15 protein-coding genes are annotated in these 17,346 nt (G+C 71.7%); 12 read left to right on the top strand and 3 right to left on the bottom strand.

The window, feature by feature from the left end; all coding sequences use genetic code 11:
* The first annotated feature begins 6 nt into the window (after positions 1 to 6).
* From CV1CTNOD_RS09585 to CV1CTNOD_RS09530, 12 genes are all read left to right on the top strand, one after another.
* Complete coding sequence (locus tag CV1CTNOD_RS09585) at positions 7 to 1,638, top strand: MFS transporter (protein ID WP_131785783.1); 1,632 nt, start codon at positions 7 to 9, stop codon at positions 1,636 to 1,638.
* A gap of 137 nt (positions 1,639 to 1,775) precedes the next feature.
* Positions 1,776 to 2,843 carry a methyltransferase gene (locus CV1CTNOD_RS09580; protein ID WP_131785782.1) on the top strand — a complete coding sequence of 356 codons (1,068 nt, stop codon included), beginning with the start codon at positions 1,776 to 1,778 and terminating at the stop codon, positions 2,841 to 2,843.
* A gap of 5 nt (positions 2,844 to 2,848) precedes the next feature.
* Positions 2,849 to 4,048, top strand: coding sequence for a phosphotransferase family protein (locus CV1CTNOD_RS09575; RefSeq protein WP_131785781.1), 1,200 nt, complete (start codon positions 2,849 to 2,851; stop codon positions 4,046 to 4,048).
* Positions 4,048 to 5,205, top strand: coding sequence for an LLM class flavin-dependent oxidoreductase (locus CV1CTNOD_RS09570; protein ID WP_131785780.1), 1,158 nt, complete (start codon positions 4,048 to 4,050; stop codon positions 5,203 to 5,205). The genes CV1CTNOD_RS09575 and CV1CTNOD_RS09570 overlap by 1 nt, the downstream gene beginning before the upstream one ends.
* Complete coding sequence (locus CV1CTNOD_RS09565) at positions 5,202 to 6,098, top strand: NAD(P)H-binding protein (RefSeq protein ID WP_165485412.1); 897 nt, start codon at positions 5,202 to 5,204, stop codon at positions 6,096 to 6,098. Before CV1CTNOD_RS09570 ends, CV1CTNOD_RS09565 begins: the two co-directional genes overlap by 4 nt.
* An 86-nt stretch (positions 6,099 to 6,184) precedes the next feature.
* Positions 6,185 to 7,036, top strand: coding sequence for a TetR/AcrR family transcriptional regulator (locus tag CV1CTNOD_RS09560; protein WP_131785778.1), 852 nt, complete (start codon positions 6,185 to 6,187; stop codon positions 7,034 to 7,036).
* A gap of 703 nt (positions 7,037 to 7,739) precedes the next feature.
* Positions 7,740 to 9,449 carry an ABC transporter substrate-binding protein gene (locus CV1CTNOD_RS09555; RefSeq protein ID WP_131785777.1) on the top strand — a complete coding sequence of 570 codons (1,710 nt, stop codon included), beginning with the start codon at positions 7,740 to 7,742 and terminating at the stop codon, positions 9,447 to 9,449.
* Positions 9,446 to 10,459 (top strand): ABC transporter permease, encoded by a 1,014-nt coding sequence (locus CV1CTNOD_RS09550; RefSeq protein WP_278043888.1) that lies wholly within the window; start codon positions 9,446 to 9,448, stop codon positions 10,457 to 10,459. Before CV1CTNOD_RS09555 ends, CV1CTNOD_RS09550 begins: the two co-directional genes overlap by 4 nt.
* Before the next feature lie 55 nt (positions 10,460 to 10,514).
* Positions 10,515 to 11,366, top strand: coding sequence for an ABC transporter permease (locus CV1CTNOD_RS09545; protein WP_131785776.1), 852 nt, complete (start codon positions 10,515 to 10,517; stop codon positions 11,364 to 11,366).
* Between the two features lie 176 nt (positions 11,367 to 11,542).
* Positions 11,543 to 13,333 carry an ABC transporter ATP-binding protein gene (locus tag CV1CTNOD_RS09540; protein WP_131785799.1) on the top strand — a complete coding sequence of 597 codons (1,791 nt, stop codon included), beginning with the start codon at positions 11,543 to 11,545 and terminating at the stop codon, positions 13,331 to 13,333.
* Positions 13,330 to 14,304: a zinc-binding dehydrogenase gene (locus tag CV1CTNOD_RS09535; RefSeq protein WP_131785775.1), complete on the top strand. Its 975-nt coding sequence runs from the start codon at positions 13,330 to 13,332 to the stop codon at positions 14,302 to 14,304. The genes CV1CTNOD_RS09540 and CV1CTNOD_RS09535 overlap by 4 nt, the downstream gene beginning before the upstream one ends.
* A 119-nt stretch (positions 14,305 to 14,423) precedes the next feature.
* Positions 14,424 to 15,242, top strand: coding sequence for an AfsR/SARP family transcriptional regulator (locus CV1CTNOD_RS09530; protein ID WP_131785774.1), 819 nt, complete (start codon positions 14,424 to 14,426; stop codon positions 15,240 to 15,242).
* Positions 15,243 to 15,293: 51 nt separating this feature from the next.
* Here CV1CTNOD_RS09530 and CV1CTNOD_RS09525 read toward each other — a convergent pair whose 3' ends face one another.
* From CV1CTNOD_RS09525 to CV1CTNOD_RS09515, 3 genes are read right to left on the bottom strand one after another with little or no spacing between them, the layout of a single operon-like run.
* Positions 15,294 to 16,277 (bottom strand): MBL fold metallo-hydrolase, encoded by a 984-nt coding sequence (locus tag CV1CTNOD_RS09525; RefSeq protein ID WP_242606549.1) that lies wholly within the window; start codon positions 16,275 to 16,277, stop codon positions 15,294 to 15,296.
* Positions 16,274 to 16,678, bottom strand: coding sequence for an antibiotic biosynthesis monooxygenase family protein (locus tag CV1CTNOD_RS09520; RefSeq protein ID WP_131785773.1), 405 nt, complete (start codon positions 16,676 to 16,678; stop codon positions 16,274 to 16,276). Before CV1CTNOD_RS09520 ends, CV1CTNOD_RS09525 begins: the two co-directional genes overlap by 4 nt.
* Positions 16,679 to 16,694: 16 nt before the next feature.
* Positions 16,695 to 17,261, bottom strand: a complete 567-nt coding sequence (locus tag CV1CTNOD_RS09515; protein ID WP_131785772.1) for a nuclear transport factor 2 family protein — start codon at positions 17,259 to 17,261, stop codon at positions 16,695 to 16,697.
* Positions 17,262 to 17,346 lie beyond the last annotated feature (85 nt).

Here is a 17,346-nt window from a genome sequence, read left to right as displayed (position 1 = left end):
AGCCGGATGTCGACAAGCCCTCCCCATCACCCGGACCCGGTGACGGCAGATCGGGGGCGGCGCCCTCCTGACTGGGCCGTCGTCGCGCTGCTCTGCGTGGGTCAAGCGGTGGTCATCCTCGACGTCTCGATCGTGAACGTCGCGCTTCCGTCCATTCGCGACGATCTTGACTTCAGCGATTCGAGCCTGTCCTGGGTGGTCAACGCCTACGCCCTGACCTGGGCCGGTTTCATGCTGCTCGGCGGCCGGGCCGCCGACTTCTTCGGCCGGCGCCGGCTGTTCGTCGCCGGTCTGGTGCTGTTCACGGCCGCGAGCCTGGTCGGCGGCCTGGCGCAGGACCACACCACCCTGATCGTGGCCCGCGCGGTCCAGGGCGTGGGTGGCGCGCTGCTCTCGCCGGTGACCCTGACGATCATCACCGCGACCTTCCCGGAGGGGCCCCGGCGAGCTCGTGCGCTGGGGGCGTGGACCGCCGTCTCGGGCGGTGGCTCGGCCGTCGGTTCGGCCCTGGGTGGTGTCATCACCGATCTGCTGAGCTGGCGCTGGGTGCTGTTCGTCAACGTGCCAGTGGGTGTGCTGTGCGTCATCGGTGCCTGGTACCTGCTGCGCGAGTCAAAGGTGGAGCGGGCCGGCCAGCGCCTCGACGTGTTCGGGGGGCTCCTGGTCACCGCCGGGCTGAGCGGAGTCGTCTACGGGACCGTCAACAGCACCACCCACGGCTGGTCAGAGGCCTCCACCCTGGTGCCGTTGATCGGGGGCCTGGTGCTGCTGGCCTGGTTCGCCGTGCACGAGGGCCGCTTCGCGTCCTCGCCGGTGGTCCCGCTGCGGCTGCTGCTCGTCCGCTCGATCGGCATCGCCAACCTGGCGATGTTCTGGATCGGCTGCGCCGTCATCGCGCACTTCTACTTCCTCACCCTGTATCTGCAGAACCAGCTCAACTACTCGCCACTGGACGCGGGCCTCGCCTTCCTGCCCGGCGCGGTCGCGATGGTTGCCGGCGCCCAGTTCGGCCCACCGGTGCTGGCGAAGATCGGCACCAAGCCGTTGTTGGCCGGCGCGTCGCTGGTGTCGGGGGCCGGGTTGCTGTGGCTGGCCGCGGTCCCCAACCACGGGACGTACGTGGGCAACCTGCTGGTCCCGATGATCCTGGTGACCTTCGGCGCCGGGTTGACGTTGACGCCGCTGGCCGCGGCCGCGACGTCCGGTATCGACCCGTCCCAGGCGGGTCTTGCCTCCGGCCTGATCAACACCACCCGGCAGGTGGGCGGCAGCATCGGGCTGGCGGTGCTCGCCACCGTGGCCGTCGACCGCACCGAGGCCGTCGCCGACTCGCTCAGCCCCGGGGACGCGCTGGTCTCCGGTTTCCGGGTCGCGTTCCTGGTCGGCGCGGGCTTCGCGGTCGCCGCCGCGCTGACCGCGCTCGCGCTGCCGAACCTCGGGCCTCCCGCGGGCGGGCCGGCAGCCGGGCCGGACGAGCCCGGCGCGCAGGTGGCACCACCCGTCGCGGTGGACAAGGCCGCCTCGGCCGACCTGGCTACTAATTCGGCCGACCGAGCTCATTCGGCCCGCCAGACTACTTCGGACGACCGGGCCGCACCGGTGCGGCGGGCCGCGGAGCCGGAGATCAGTTCCAGCTGAACGGTCGCCGGTGCGGCCCGCCGTGACCCCACGGGCCGCACCGGCAACCCTCGCTCCGACCGCCGCCCCGATCGCCGCTCAGCCGCCGCCAACCCCGTCGGCCTGGCCGATGGCCACCAGCCAGGAAGGAGTGACCGATGACCCTCGCCACGCCGGGGCCACCCACGTCCCGGACGCCGTCCCCAGCCGCGCCGTCCCCAGCCGCGCTGATGAGCGTGGTGACCGGTGCCCGCGCGGCCCGGATCCTCTACGCCGCCGACCACCTGGACGTGTTCAGCACCCTCGCCGAGCGGGCGGCCACCCCGGCGGAACTCGCGGAACGACTCGGGCTGCGTCCCGATGCCACCGCGGACCTGCTGGCCACGCTCGCCGGGCTGGGCCTGCTCGAACGGGACGGGCCGCGCTACCGCGGCACCCCGGTCACGGACTTCTTCCTGGCCCGTTCGTCACCCGGGTATCTGGGTGGCTTCCTGGAGTTCTGCCGCACCGTCCTCGACCCGGCCTTCGACGGTCTGGCGCACACCCTGCGCACCGGCGAGTCGGTGAACACCGCCGCGGGCGACGGCGACCCGTTCCGGCCGCACTACGACGACTCGGCGGCCCGGGATGCCTTCCTCGCCGCGATGGACACGCTGAGCCGTCCGCTCGCCGTACTGCTCTCCGGTCTCGACTGGTCGGGCCAGACCGATGTCGTGGACGTCGGCGGTGCCCGCGGCGATCTGGCCGCGCGGCTCGCCAACGCCCAGCCGCACCTGCGGGTCAGCGTGTTCGACCTGCCGCAGGTGGCACCGGCCGCTCACGCGCATCTCGCGGCGCTCCAGCGGGCCGGGGTGGCGCGCGCCGACACGGTTTCCTTCGTGGCCGGTGACTTCTTCACTGATCCGCTGCCCACCGCCGATGCCGTGATCTTCGGTCATGTCCTGCACAACTGGGACCGGGACGCCCGGGTCGAGCTGCTTCGGGCGGCCTTCCGGGCGTTGCGGCCGGGCGGACGGGTCCTGATCTACGACCCGCTGCTGAACCCGGAGAACCCGGCCTACGCGGCGGCGTTGTCCAGCCTGAACATGCGGGTCTGGACCGCCGGCGGCAGCGAGTACACCGAAGCCGAAGCGACCGACTGGCTCCACAACGCCGGCTTCGTCGACGTCGGAGCCCAGCCGCTCGGGCCGAACGACATCCTGCTGACCGCCGTGAAGCGGGGGTGAGCCCGGTGGCCGTCCCGATCCAGCGTGACCCGGCCCGGACGCGGGCCGCGCTCGCGGGCTGGCTTGCCACCCGTCCAGCCGCCGCCGGCGGACAGGTGGTGTGGGAGGTCGGGGAACCCACGGTTCCGGGGGACCGTGGGTTCTCCACCGAGATTCTGCTGGTGGACGCCTACCGGACCGGCGACGACGGTCACCGGGCGCACCATCCGCTGGTCGTCCGCCTCGCCGCCGACCGGTACCGGGTCTATCCCTGGGACCGGTTCGAGGTCGAATGCCGGGTGATGGCCACCCTCGACCGCGACCCCTCGGTCGCGGTCCCCGTGGTCTACGGCTACGAACCCGACCCGGCGGTGCTGGGCGCGCCGTTCGTCGTCCTCGGCCGGGTCGACGGAGCCGTCCCCGCCGATCTTCCTTCCTATCATCGGGCCGGCTGGGTCACCCAGCTCCCGGCGCACCGGCGGGCAGCGCTGTGGGACGCAGCGCTCACCGCGATGGCGGCGGTCCACCGGGTGGAACCGGGGCAGGCCGGCCTCGCCGACGTCGACCAGCCCGAGTACGGCCAGGTCGGCGCCGGTCAGCAGCTGCGCTCCTACGAGGCCAACCTCGAGCACTTCGGGGTGGACCCGGCCGCCGACCCGGGTGTGCTCGGCGCGGCCCTGACCTGGCTGCACGAGCATCCACCCGCCGAGCCCCACCCGCCCCGGCTGCTGTGGGGAGACGCCCGGCTCGGAAACATCATCTTCACCGGTGACGAGGTCGGCGCGATCCTCGACTGGGAGATGGTCACCCTGGGCCAGCCGGAGGCGGATCTCGCCTGGTTCCTGCACCTGGACCGCCATCTCAGCGAGGGAATCGGAGCCCCCCGGCTGGCCGGGCTGCCCGACCGGGCCGCCACGCTGGAGCGTTACGCGGGCCTGCTCGGACGTCCGCTGGCGGACCTCGACTACCACACGGTGAGTGCCGCGCTGCGCTTCGCGCTCATCGCGACCCGGGTCACCCGCCTGGTCGGGGAACACGCGGTGCTGCCACCGGGTACGGATCTTCCGCTTGCCCGCAACGCCACCCGGTTGCTGGGCCGTGTGCTCGAGGAGGTGCCCGCCGCGGCCGGCGTGCACCGACAGGCGGCCCCGGCCGGGCAGGTCGATCGATCCGCTGGGCCGGCACTCCCCGGTTCGGCGGCTCCGCTAGCGAAGGGAACGCGCTGATGCCGCTGTCCGAGGCAGGTTCGCAGCGTGGCGGTGACCGGCGCCCGATCCGGTTGTCCGTCCTGGATCAGTCGCCGGTGGCGGACGGGTCGTCCTCCGCCCAGGCGCTGCACAACACCCTGGAGCTGGCCGAGCTCGCGGACCGGCGCGGCTACGAGCGGTACTGGGTGGCCGAGCATCACGCGTTGGTCTCGCACGCGGGATCCGTGCCGGAGGTGCTGATCGCGGCGATCGCGGCCCGCACCTCCGGAATCCGGGTCGGTTCCGGCGGGGTCCTGCTGCATTTCCACAGCCCGATGAAGGTGGCCGAGACATTCCGGGTGCTGGACCTAGTCCATCCCGGCCGGATCGATCTGGGCATCGGCAGGTCCGGCGGCGGCGCCTCCGCCGAATCGATCGCGCTGCGCCCCGACCTGGCCACCCTCGGCCTGGCCGACGATTTCGACCACAAGCTCGCCGAGCTGTTGGCCTTCCTGCACGGCCGTTTCCCGGCGGCCCACCCGTTCGGCACGATTCCGCTGATGCCGAGCGGAGCCGGGGCGCCGCCGCCGGTCTGGCTGCTGGGATCAAGCCCGCGCAGCGCCGTGTTCGCGGCCGAGCTCGGGCTGCCGTACGCGTTCGCCCACTTCATCAGCCCATCGCCGACCCGCGCGGCGGTCGAGACCTACCGCGCCCGGTTCCGGCCCGGCCTGGTCACCGACCGGCCGCGAACCATCGTCGGGCTGGGTGTCTACTGCGCGGACACGGAGCAGGAGGCACGCCGCCTCTACGCCAGTCACCTGCTGGTCCGGCGCCGTCTGATGCGCAACGACATCAGGCCGGTGCCGACGGCCGACGACGCGGTGAAGGAGCTGCGGACGGGGCCGGATCCACTCGCCGGTGAGGTGAGCGAATGGCCGCATTACACCGTGGGCACGCCGGAACAGGTACGAGAAATCATTCTGCGGATGTCGACCGAGTTGGACGTCGACGAATTCGTGGTGATGAACATGATTGCCGACCACGGAGACCGGCTGCGTTGTTACGACCTGCTCGCCGACGCCCTCGAACTGCCGCGACGGCCGGACGCGGCGACCCCCGGCGCTGGCATCAGCGCCGGGGCCGGGGCCGGAGTCGGGGCCGGAGTCGGAGTCGGGGTTGCCGGAGGGCCGGCGTGATCCTGGTGACCGGCGCGACCGGGACGGTGGGGCGGCAAGCCGTCGCGGCGCTGCTCGCGCGCGGGGAGCGGGTGCGTGCCCTGACCCGCGACCCGCTGGCCGCCGGCCTGCCGTCGGAGGTCGAGGTCGTCGCCGGTGACCTCACCGTCGCGGAATCTCTGCAGGCGGTGGTCGACGAGGTACGGGCGGTGCTGCTCATCGCGGCCGGGCCCAGCATGGGCGAGCAGGCGGCTCGGCTCGTCACCGCTGCCGGGAAAGCCGCGGTCCGCCAGGTGGTGGCGTTGTCGTCGCTGGCAGCCGGCGAGCGCACGCGGACCGCGCTCGGTGACTGGCACCGCCAGGTCGAGGACGCCGTGCGGGCGGGCGAGCCCGCCTGGACGGCGCTGCGGGCGAACGGTTTCATGTCGAACGCCGAGCAGTGGGTACCGGAAGTCCTGGCCGGGGTGGTGCACACCGCGTTCCCGCAGCTCGCGGCGTCCGTCGTCGACCCGGCTGATCTTGCGGCGGTCGCCGCCGAGATCCTGATCCCGCGCGGCGGGGTGGCCGCGGCGCAGCGGCATCACGGGCAGATCTACGACATCACCGGGCCGCGGGCGCTGACCCCGACCGATCAGGTGGAGATCCTCGCCGAGGTGCTGGGCCGGAGCATCGTGGTGGCCGAGCAGAGTGTGGCGCAGTACCGGGCGGGCCTGTCGCTGGTGTTCCCGCCATCGGTGGTCGACGCGTTGCTGGAGTCCCGCTCCAGCGCGGACGACGATCGCGCGACGGTCTCGCCGGCGGTCGAGCGGATCATCGGCCGGCCACCAGCCGACTTCGTACAGTGGGCCGTCGAACACCGACAGCTGTTCGCGGGCCTGCCGTCCGGCAGTGTCACAGCAGGTAGGCTGGCGTGAAGCGGGCGGAGACTCAGGGCCCAGATTTGGCCCGCCCGCTGCCGACAATCCTTGCCCGTGGGGCCTTCCGAGGGAGGTTCCAGACGATGGCGCGGCGTTCCGGATCCGCCGGGCTTCCCGGCACTGGGGATAATCCCACCGACGCGGGCGGCAAGCATTCCGACACGAGCGGCCACCCTGATACGAACGGCCACCTTGATACGAACGGGCACGCCGACACCAGCGGTCCAGAGATCGCGAACGGGTTCGAGGCCGGCGACGTTCCGGCCGAGGCACTGTGGGCCGGCGACCGGCGCCGGGGGCCGGGCCGGTTTCGCGGGCAGCCCGCGAAGCGCGATCAGATTCTGCGGGCCGCCAGCACGATGTTCATCCAGCAGGGGTTCGCCCGGACGAGCATCGACGCGATCGCCGCGTCGGCCGGGGTTTCCAAGCCCACTGTCTACAGCCACTTCGGCGACAAGGAAACTCTGTTCCTCGCCGTGATCGCGACGGCACGGGCAAGCTCGGACACCCGCTACGACATCGATGACACGCTGCTCCGGGAACCCGCGAAGCTGGCCGACGATCTGGTCGCTGTCGGCGGCCGGCTGCTACGCCTGTTGCTCGATGAGGACGTCTCGGCGCTCCGTCGTCTGATCATCTCGGAGGTGACCCATCATGAGCAGCTACATCGTTCCTGTGACGCCGGCCCACCGCCGCGATTGATGACGTGGTTCTCCACCCGCATCGCCGAGCTGAGCGCCCGCGGAGCGTTGGACGTACCTGACCCGGCACGGGCGGCGGGCCAGTTCGTCTCCCTCCTCGCCTACGCAGGTCAGCAGGATTCCCGGTACGGCACCATCCAGCTCAGTGAAGCGCAGCTGCAGTCGATCAGCCATGACTCGGCCGACATGTTTTTGCGCGCCTATCGGCCGGCGTCCGCTCGGGCGGATTACTGACCAGTGCGGGCAGACCAGCATCTTCATACGCCTGCTGCCGCAAGAGCCTTTCGCACTCGCTGAACATATGCTCTAATAGTACGGTGATGTACGCTCGGGATGCTGGCCCGAAAGTCGGCCAAAAGCGCACTCCTGGGCTACTCGTCGCTGGCGACTCCGGAGGTCCCCTCAGACGCCCGCCCGACTGGGCGGTACGTATCGTGACGCGTTCCTCCCGGGTCACCATCCTTGGCACGGCAAACAGCGGCCGGAAACCGATCGCGCTGGCATCAGCGTGGTTCTTCGTTAGCCGCCGCCACGTCGATTTCATGCGCGTAGGCAGCGCTTCCTGTACAAGCGGCTAGGTTACCTAACCACGATCATGGTCATTTGACCTGTCGATTTCGTGCGACTGCAGATATCGCGGTCGCCGTGTTTTCCCGCGCCCAGAAACAGGGCGCCTCACGTGCCTTGTGTCCGGTTTCCGCGCGCCATGAATCTTGATTCCGAGCCCGCGCCCGCGCTTGAACCCAAGCCCGGTCCCGAGCCCGGTTCCGCGCGCCAAGCTCTCGATCGGACCGCCCTGTCCCGCGCGCCCCCGATCGACTGGCCAGCATTTCTTTCTGGTCAGTGTTTCCTTCTGGTCAGCACTCCTTCTGGCCAGCATCGCCGTCACGACCGCAAGCCCGCATCAGCCGGGAAAACGCAAACATGGGGGTAGCACATGAGTCTGGCCAGACCGGGGCGGCCACAGCGATCGGCATTCACGGGGGCCCGCGGGCGTCTCCGCGTCACCGCGGTGTTCGCCGCCGCCACCACAGCGCTGTTGGGGGGCCTGAGCGCCTGTGGATCGTCGTCCGAGTCGGGAGGCAGCCAGCCGGCCGCCGCGACCGCGGCGAAGCCGGTGACCGGCGGCACCTTGACCTACGCCGGCAACATCACGCCAACCTGCCTGGACCCGCAGGTCACCGCCCAGGACGCGACCGCGATGATCGACCGGAACATCGTCGACTCGCTGGTCTACCAGGCCCCGGACGGGTCCTTCCACCCGTGGCTGGCCAGCTCCTGGAAGACGTCGGCGGATCTGAAGACCTTCACCTTCACCCTGCGCTCCGGTGTCCGGTTCCATGACGGAGCCGCCTTCGACGCCAGCGCCGTCAAGATTAACTTCGACCGGGTCTATGACCCGGCGACGAAATCGCGCAGTGCGGTGAACCTGCTCGGCCCGTACTCGGGTAGCAAGGTGATCAACCCGACGACCGTCGAGGTCAGCTTCACCAAGCCGTTCGCCCAGTTCCTGCAGTCGGTGAGCCAGACCTTCCTCGGGATCCAGTCACCGCAGGCGATCCAGAAGGACGCCGCGGCACTGTGCACGCACCCGGTGGGCAGCGGCCCGTACACGCTGGCCGAGTACGTGCGCAATCAGAGCGTGACGCTCACCCGCAATCCAGACTACGCCTGGGCGCCGGAGGGCGCCGCGCACAGCGGCCCGGCCTACCTGGACCGGCTGGTGTTCACGTTCGTCCCCGACAACGCTGTTCGGCTGGGCGTCCTGACCAGCGGCCAGGCGGATGTGGTCGACGCGATCCCGCCGGTGAACATCAAGGCGCTCGCGGCGAACAAGAACGTGCGGGTGCTGCGCACCCTCTCCCCCGGTGGCGGGTACACGTGGCATTTCAACACCTCGCGCGCGCCCTTCAACGACGAGAAGTTCCGGCAGGCGTTCCGGGCAGCACTCCCCATCGACAAGGTCCTTGAATCGCTGTATTTCGGTGAGTACCAGCGTTCCTGGAGCCCGCTGAGCCCGGCCACTCCGGGTTACCTCGCCGCGGTGGAGAAGTCGTGGGGATACGACGTGGCCCGCTCCAACTCGCTACTCGACGAACTCGGCTGGACCAGCCGGGACGGCGACGGCTATCGGACGAAGGACGGCAAGCGACTGATCGTCCACCGGCCATTCCCGGCGGCGAACATCAGTGAGCAGCGTGACTCGCTCGTCGAGTCTTTCCAGGCCGCGCTCAAGGATGTCGGCATCGACCTCGTGGTGGACAACATCACCCAGGGTGAATACTTCACCCGCTACGACGCCGGTGACTACGACATCTACGACTTCACCTGGGGCGGCGACACCCCGGACGTGCTGCGGCTGTTCTTCGACTCGACCAACCGGCCGTCCCCGGGAAACATCAACCAGAATGCCAGTCAGCTGGTGAACGCGCAGGTGGACACGTGGCTGGGCGAGGCGAACACGACGCTGGACGACGCCCGGCGGAAAACGCTGTACGGCAATGTGCAGAAGTACGTGATCGACCACGCGGTGGTACTGCCGGTGTATGTGGGCACCCGGCTGATCGGCTCTTCCACCGAAATCCAGGGACTCACCTCTGACGCCAGCGGGTTCGCCTCGTTCTACGGTGCCTGGCGGGCTCCGTGACGTCGAAGGACGACACTGCGGCGGCGCCGTTGCGCCCAGGCGCCGCCGCTTCCCGGGCCACCAGGATCGGGAAGTACGTCGGCTGGCGCACCGTGGTGCGCCGGCTGGTCGGAGCGGTGGTGGTCGTGTGGGGCGCGGCCACCCTCGCGTTCCTCGCGCTCAATCTGACGCCCGGCGACCCGGCGCGCACGCTGGTCGGCGCCGCGCCCGCGACGTCCGGAACCATCGACCAGATCCGCGCCGACCTTCGGCTGGACGACCCCTGGCCGCTGCGTTACCTGTTTTATCTGGGCAAGCTGCTGCGCGGTGATCTCGGTACCTCCTACCAGCAGGACCTCCCGGTCAGCACGGTGATCCGCGGCCAGCTCGGGGCCACCGTGCAGCTCACGGTCGCCGCCGCCGCACTCGCCGTGCTCGGTGCCCTGGTGGTTGCGCTGGTCACCGCGCACCGGCGCCGAGGGGTCCGCTCGACGGCGTCCGTCGTGGAGCTCGTGTTGGCCTCCACGCCCACGTTCTGGCTGGGAGTCCTGCTGCTGGTGCTGTTCTCGTTCACCCTGCACATCTTCCCGGTGAGCGGGAACGCGGGGGTGTCGGCGCTGGTGCTGCCGGCGGTCACCCTGGCGCTGCCGATCGGGGCAATGCTCTCCCAGGTGCTGCGGGAAAGCCTGGAGGACGTGCTGGAACGGCCGTTCGTGCTCACCGCCCGCGCTCGGGGCATGCGGGAGACCGGGATCCGGCTCCGGCACGCGCTCAGACACGCGGCGCTGCCGCTGGTGACCCTGTCCGGCCTGGTCATCGGGCATCTCCTCGGCGGTGCCGTGATCATCGAGATGATCTTCGCGCGGCAGGGGGTCGGGCGCATCGCGCTGGCGGCGATCGAAGGCAAGGACTTCCCGGTCGTCATCGCGGTCGTGGTGCTGTCCGCGCTCGTCTTCGTCGTGGTCAACCTGATCGTGGATCTCATCTGCCTGCTGATCGATCCACGGCTGGCCGCGGAGCCGGCCATCTGACGTCCGTCCGGCCGCTCATCCACCGGCCGGAACCCGCCGAACGGCAAGGAGCCTGATGACCGCCGATCTGACGCTGCCGCGCCCGGCCTCGCCCCGGCTGCGTACTCCACCTGCCGGGGTGCTGCTGTCCGCACTCGTCGTGCTGGCCGCGCTCCTTGCCGTGCTGGCACCCCAACTGCTCACGTCCGCGGAACCGAACGCGGTCGACCCGCTCAACGCGCTGCACGCACCCGCCGCGTCCCACCCCTTCGGCACCGACGAGGTCGGGCGGGACATCTACACCCGGGTGGTGCACGGTGCCCGGCCGGCGCTCATCGTCGGCGTCGGCGCCACGGTGCTGTCCGTACTCGCCGGTATCGCGCTGGGGGTGCTGTCGGCGGTGGGTGGCCGGGTGATCGGCGAGGTGGTGCTGCGGGTGGTCGACATCCTGCTCGCGTTCCCGAGCCTGCTGCTCGCGCTGCTGGTCATCGCCGTGCTCGGCCCCGGCGAACGCAACGCGCTGGTGGCCATCGCGGGCGCGTTCGTGCCGCTCTACGTCCGGCTGGTCCGGGTTCAGGTACTCGCGGTGCTGCGCTCGGGCTACGTCGAGGCGGCGGTCGCGATGGGCCAGCGGCGCGGCCGGGTCATCGCCCGGCACGTCCTGCCGAACGCGCTCGGGCCGCTGCTGGCGCTCGCCACGATCGGGGTCGGCACGTCGATCATCGCCGGTTCGTCGCTGAGCTTCCTCGGCCTCGGCCCGCGCCAGCCGACCGCGGAATGGGGAGCGATGCTCGCTGCGGGCCGTTCCTACTTCGAGGTGGCCTGGTGGATGTCGATCTTCCCCGGCGCGGCCGTGACCCTGACCGTGATCGCGGTGACCGTGCTCGGTCGTGCCGTGCAGGCACGATTCGACGGGCGGACAGCGTGACCGCGCCCAGCGGGCACCGGCCGGCGCCGGACGCCGGGTCATCGGTGGCGCCGCACCCGTCCACGCAGCCGACCGCGCTGCCGACGGGGCATCTGACGCCGGACCCGACAGCGCACCCGGCGCTGGACCCGACAGCGCACCCGGCACCCCGGCAGGAGCCCGCACCGGAAACCCAGCTGGCGCCGCTGCTGGCCGTGACCGACCTGCAGATCGACTTCCACACCGCGCACGGACCCGTGCACGCCGTCCGGGGCATCTCGTTCACGGTCGCGGCCGGGGAGTGCTTCGCGCTGGTCGGCGAATCCGGCTCGGGAAAGTCCGCGACGGCCCGCAGCCTGGTCGGGCTCGCCGGCAAGACGGCCACCGTCAGCGCGCAACGCCTGGAGTTCGAGGGCCGTGACCTGCGCGACCTGAACGGCCGCGACTGGTCGGCGATCCGCGGCCGGCGCATCGGTCTGGTCTTCCAGGACGCGCTGGTGTCCCTCGACCCGCTGCGGACGGTGGGCGCGGAGGTCGCCGAACCGCTGCGCCTGCACCGGCTGGGCGACGGCCCGGCCCGCCAGGCCCGGGTGATCGAACTGCTGACCGACGTCGGCGTGCCGGAGCCTGCCGAGCGAGCCCGACAGCGCCCCTACGAACTCTCCGGCGGGCTGCGCCAACGCGCACTCATCGCCTCGGCGATCGCGGCCGACCCGGGCCTGCTCATCGCCGACGAGCCGACGACCGCGTTGGACGTCACCGTGCAGGCGCAGATCCTCGACCTGCTCGCGGAGCGCCGGGCGGCCGGTGCCGGCCTGCTGCTGATCAGTCACGATCTCGCGGTGGTCGCCCGGCTCGCCGACCGGGTGGCGGTGATGCGCGACGGGATGGTGGTGGAGGACGGCCCGACCGCGCGGGTGCTCGGCAGCCCACAGCACGCCTACACCCGGATGCTGCTCGCCGCGGTACCGACCGGCCGGCAGCGCGGGACCCGACTCTCCCCGGCACCGGTCCCAGCCGGACCGAACTCGACCACCTCGACCACCTCGACCAAGTTCGGCAAGGCCGGTGGGCCGGCGGCGGCGGGGGTGGCAGGGGTGGCAGGGGTGGCCACCGATGCGGCACCGGCCAACGACCTGACGCCAGCCAACGACGTGGTGCTGGCCGCGGTGGGACTGAGCAGGCGTTTCCGCCTGCCCGGCGGCAGCTGGCAGGCCGCGGTCGACGACGTGTCCTTCGAACTGCGGGTCGGCGAGACGCTCGGGGTGGTCGGGGAGTCCGCGTCCGGGAAGACGACGCTGGCCCGGCTTGCGCTCGGCCTGTTGCAGCCGCACGGCGGAACCGTGACCCTGCTCGGCGAGCCGTGGAGCAGGCTGCCCGAACGGCGGCGCCGGACGCTGCGTCCCCGCATCCAGGTGGTGCAGCAGGACCCGCTGAGCGCGTTCGACCCCCGCTACCCGGTGGGCCGGCTGCTCGCCGAGCCTCTTGAGCTGCTGGGCCTGCCCCGCCAGGTCCGCCGGCAGCGGATTCCCGAGCTGCTCGTCCAGGTCGGCCTGGATCCCGCGTTGGTGACCCGGCGGCCGCGTGACCTCTCCGGCGGCCAGCGCCAACGGGTCGCCATCGCCCGTGCGCTGGCGACGGGGCCCGAGGTGCTGGTCTGCGACGAGCCGGTCTCCGCTCTGGACGTGACCGTGCAGGCGCAGATCCTCGACCTGCTGGTGGACCTGCAGCGGGAGTTCGGGCTGGCGATCCTGTTCATCTCGCACGATCTCGGTGTGGTCCATCACCTCAGCGACCAGGTGCTGGTGATGAAGGACGGCCGGGTGGTGGAACGGGGGCCGGCCACGGAGGTGTTCACCACCCCGCGGCACCCCTACACGCAGGGACTGCTGGCCGCGTTGCCCCGCCTCGACGACGCGCTCCCCCGGCAGTTCGATGTCGGCGCCGAACCGGCGGCGGCCCCGCAACCGAACGGAGAACCATCATGAAAGCGCTGGTGACGACGGGCACCGGACCGTTCGGCCTGCAGCTCGCCGAGGTTCCCGACCCGACTCCGGGGCCATCCGACGTGGTGATCGCGGTGGCCGCGGCGGGGGTCAACCGCGGCGAGCTGGGCCTGGCCACGACGCTGCCGGCCGGTTCGCGGCTCGGCTGGGATGTCGCCGGGACGGTTGTCGCCGGGGCGGCGGACGGTGCCGGCCCACCCGTCGGCACCCGGGTCGTCGCCCTCGTCGAACGGGTGGGCTGGGCGAGCCGGGTCGCCGTCCCGGCGCGGCGGCTGGCGGTGCTCCCGGCGGAGATCACCGACGAGGAGGCAGCGGCGCTGCCGGTCGCCGGCCTGACCGCCCTGTACGGGCTGCGGACTGCCGGCTGGCTGCTGGGCCAGCGGATCCTGATCACCGGAGCGGGCGGCGGGGTCGGCCGCCTGGCCGTGCAGCTCGCCGCGTACGGCGGCGGCGATCCGATCGCCCTGGTCGGCGCCGCGGCACGAGGCCAGGGGCTCGCGGATCTGGGCGCCGTCCAGGTCGCCACCTACACCGACGCGCAGACCGCGGCCGAAGCTGGCAGCGCGGGTGGGGCGGGCGGCGCGGGCGAGCCGTGGGCGCCGGTGGACGTCGTCCTCGACAGCGCGGGTGGCACGGTGCTGGCGACCGCGCTACAGCTGCTTGCGCCGGGCGGGGTCGCGGTCAGCATCGGCAACTCGTCCCGCGCCCCGCTGACCGTCCCGTTCGACTGGGGCTATCGACGGCCCGGGGCCCGGCATCACTACCTCCACCTGTTCGACGAGGCGAACCGGCGCGATGTCGGGGCCGATCTCGCGCTGCTCGCCCGGCTCGCCGCCGCCAAACGACTCGACGCCCAGGTCGCGGTGACGCGCTCCTGGCGCGACCCCGAGCCGGCGCTGCGCGCGCTGGCGGAGCGCACCGTCAACGGGAAGGTGGTGTTCCGGATCGACTGATCGACCAGTGCCGACCGGCTCCGGCTCCGGCCCCTGCCCGCATCCCGGGTCCGGGCCTGGGTCCGGCACGCCACCCGTCCACGTCCTTCGCCGCTGCCACAGAGATGGGATGCCGCCCCATGGATATCCGCCTCCTAGGTCCGTTAGAAGCGGATGAGCGGGGGGTCTCGCTGATCCCGACCGCACGCAAACCACGTCAGCTGCTGGCTCTGCTCGTCCTCAATCTCGACCAGGTGGTCTCCGTCGACGCCTGCGTGGAGGAGCTGTGGGATGACGAGCCACCGACCAGCATGGCGGCGACTTTGCAGACCTACATCCTGCAGATTCGCCGCCGCCTCGCCAAACTGCCCCGGCTGGGATCCCTACAGGCCGCCCGCACGGTGCTGGAGACCCGCGGCAACGGCTACGTGTTCCGGACCACCACCGACGACGAGTACGACGTGCTGCGTTTCGAGCAGAACGTCCAGGCCGCCCGGGTGGCGTTGGCCCGCGACGACTCGCTCACCGGCGCCTGCCTGCTGCGGGACGCGCTCGAACTGTGGCGAGGGCCGGCGCTGGCGGGCACCCCCGCGGGTCCCCTCGTCCGGGCTCGGCTGGTGGGCCTGGAGGAAAGCCGGCTGACGGCGCTGGAGCAGCGCATCGAGGCGGATCTGCGGCTGGGTCGTCATCACGAGCTGCTTGGCGAGCTGACCTCGCTGGTCGCCGGCCATCCGGTGCTCGAGAACCTGCACGCGCAGCTCATGCTGGCGCTGTACCGATCCGGCCGGCCGGCCCAGGCGCTGGGGGTGTACGACCGGCTCCGCGGCTCCCTGGACCGGGAGTTGGGGATCGAGCCGTCCCAGCGGCTGCGCCGGCTGCACCGGGCGGTACTCAGCGCCGACCCGGCTCTCGACCCGCCACACCCAGCGACGTTCCCGCTCTCGCTCGGCCTGGTCTGACCGAGCCCTCTCAGACCAGGCCGGTCAGCCAAGCCGGTCAGATCAAACAAGTCAGGCCAGACAGGTCAGTGGACGGCCGCCGTTGTAGGCGACCATCTCAGCGAAGACCGGCCCGGACGGAATCCGCGCGACCTCCGCCGGCGCAACACCTACCGGCGCAGCATCCGGCGACGCCGGATGACCGGCCGGCCGCAGCTCGGCGTAGGCGCGATGTAGGTTCGCGACCAGCCGTTCCGGGTCCAGCAGGTCGGCGAACGGCCCGGGGCCGGCCGCCAGCGCCGTCTCCAGTGGGGTCAACCCGGCGGCGAGCCCGTCGGCGGCCAGTTCGAGCACCCGGCCCAGGTACGCCTGCGTGACATCGAGCGCCGCCGGCCCGGTCGGCGGCCCGTGCCCACAGATGAGGATGGCCGCGTCCAGGTCGCGCAGCGTCCGGACGGCGCGCAGGGTTCCGGCCACCGAGCCCATCAGGCAGAACGGGGTGGCGCCGGAGAGCACCACGTCCCCGGTGAACAGCACCCGGCGATCGGGGATCCAGACGATCACATCGTTGGTGGTGTGCGCCGGGCCGACATGGATCAGTTCGACCCGCAGCTCGCCGACGAACAGGCTGAGCCGGTCGGTGAACGTGACGGTCGGCAGAGCCGGCGGCAGCGTCCCCCACTCGACGTCGGGAAAGGCCGCCCGCAGCGCAGGCCCGCTGCGGGCGGCCTCCAGACGGGCCAGCTCGTGCGCGATCACCGTGGCCGGCGGGGTGAACACGGCGTTGCCGAACAGATGGTCGCCGTGGTGGTGGGTGTTGACGATCGTGCTGACCGGCCGGCGGACGACCTGCGCGACGGCCGCGGCGAGCCCGCGCGCCCGCTGCTCGGTGGCCGCCGTGTCGACGAGGGTCACCGCATCCGGGCCGGCCAGCACCCCGGAGTTGCTCACGCACCAGCCGCCGGGCTCCTGGATGTAGGCGAACACCCCGTCGGCGACCTCACGCAGTTCCCCGCCGGCCGTGACCTGCTGATGCGCCGCCGCCGGCAGGCTCACCGTCGCGTCGCCGGCCCGTCGGATGCCGCAACCGGTGCGGCCAGGTCGGCCGGGCCGGCGCGTGCGGCCAGGTCGGCAGGTACGGCCAGGTCGGCCGGTGCGGTTCGCGGGGTCCCGGGGCCGCCCAGCAGGACGACCTCGCAGACATGCCGGTCCCCGTCCGCCACCGCGTTGACCCGCTCCCCCTGCTGGAACGACTCCTGGGTGCGGGCCCGGTGGAACGCCTCGGCGTCCCGCCACTCGGCGATGTTCAGATAAACGTCGGGACGGGTGGTGGACCGCACCAGGACGTAACTGATCAGCCCGTCCTGCTCGCTCATGAAGTCCGCGACGGCAGCGTAGATGCGTTCCAGCTCCTGCGCGGAGCCGGTCAGGGTCAGCTTGTTGACGAAGAACACCATGGCGGTCCGGCTCCGCTCAGGCCGCGTCGTCGTGGGTGATCCAGCGCTCCTGGACCAGCCAGGTACCTTCCGCGCGCACCAGCACGTCCTGGCCGGTGGTGCTCAGGTGGAAGGTCGGGCGCTGCCCGCGGGCGGTCTCGACGATCAGCGCGTAGAAGCGGGTCTGCACCGTCCCCGGCTGCGGACCGGCGTAGATGGCGACCTGGCCGATCCAGTGCCGGCGGACGACATCGTCTTGGGCGTGGCGCTCGACGCCGGCGCGGGCCGAAGTGGCGATCACCTCGCGCCCGCGGCGCTCGGCGGGAGAGTTGCCGGAGAACACCCGGCCGGGGCTCGTGCGCTGACCGAAGACTGCATCCTCGGTGAAGGTCAGGGCCCACCGGTCGGCGTGCCCGTCGTCGAGGAGCTGGGTCTGCCAGGCGTAGAAGTTGAGAACGTCGGCGTACGTCGCGGCGTCCACCAGCGCCTCGGGGCCGAGCGGGGCCGTCTCGGGGGTTGCGGCGGTACTCGTGGCCGCATCCGTGGCGGGCGTCGCCGTGCTCGTCGTGGGAGTCGCCGTCTGAGTCGTGGCAGGTCCGGACATGGGGCAGTCACCTCGGGGAGATCGATGGGGCGGGGGCGACCGGCGTGCTGGTGCGAGCCGGATCGGGACGAGATCGGGACGGGAC

Origin of the sequence: Protofrankia symbiont of Coriaria ruscifolia (assembly GCF_900634745.1) — a bacterium.
GTDB classification, from domain to species: Bacteria; Actinomycetota; Actinomycetes; order Frankiales; family Frankiaceae; genus Protofrankia; species Protofrankia californiensis.
This window is presented reverse-complemented; position numbering and strand designations above follow the sequence as displayed.

Bases quoted from the DNA above. Each gene is read 5' to 3' on its own strand.
- CV1CTNOD_RS09585 (WP_131785783.1), top strand. From the start codon at position 7: ATGTCGACAAGCCCTCCCCATCACCCGGACCCGGTGACGGCAGATCGG.
- CV1CTNOD_RS09580 (WP_131785782.1), top strand. From the start codon at position 1,776: ATGACCCTCGCCACGCCGGGGCCACCCACGTCCCGGACGCCGTCCCCA.
- CV1CTNOD_RS09570 (WP_131785780.1), top strand. From the start codon at position 4,048: ATGCCGCTGTCCGAGGCAGGTTCGCAGCGTGGCGGTGACCGGCGCCCG.
- CV1CTNOD_RS09560 (WP_131785778.1), top strand. From the start codon at position 6,185: ATGGCGCGGCGTTCCGGATCCGCCGGGCTTCCCGGCACTGGGGATAAT.
- CV1CTNOD_RS09555 (WP_131785777.1), top strand. From the start codon at position 7,740: ATGAGTCTGGCCAGACCGGGGCGGCCACAGCGATCGGCATTCACGGGG.
- CV1CTNOD_RS09545 (WP_131785776.1), top strand. From the start codon at position 10,515: ATGACCGCCGATCTGACGCTGCCGCGCCCGGCCTCGCCCCGGCTGCGT.
- CV1CTNOD_RS09535 (WP_131785775.1), top strand. From the start codon at position 13,330: ATGAAAGCGCTGGTGACGACGGGCACCGGACCGTTCGGCCTGCAGCTC.
- CV1CTNOD_RS09530 (WP_131785774.1), top strand. From the start codon at position 14,424: ATGGATATCCGCCTCCTAGGTCCGTTAGAAGCGGATGAGCGGGGGGTC.
- CV1CTNOD_RS09520 (WP_131785773.1), bottom strand. From the start codon at position 16,678: ATGGTGTTCTTCGTCAACAAGCTGACCCTGACCGGCTCCGCGCAGGAG.
- CV1CTNOD_RS09515 (WP_131785772.1), bottom strand. From the start codon at position 17,261: ATGTCCGGACCTGCCACGACTCAGACGGCGACTCCCACGACGAGCACG.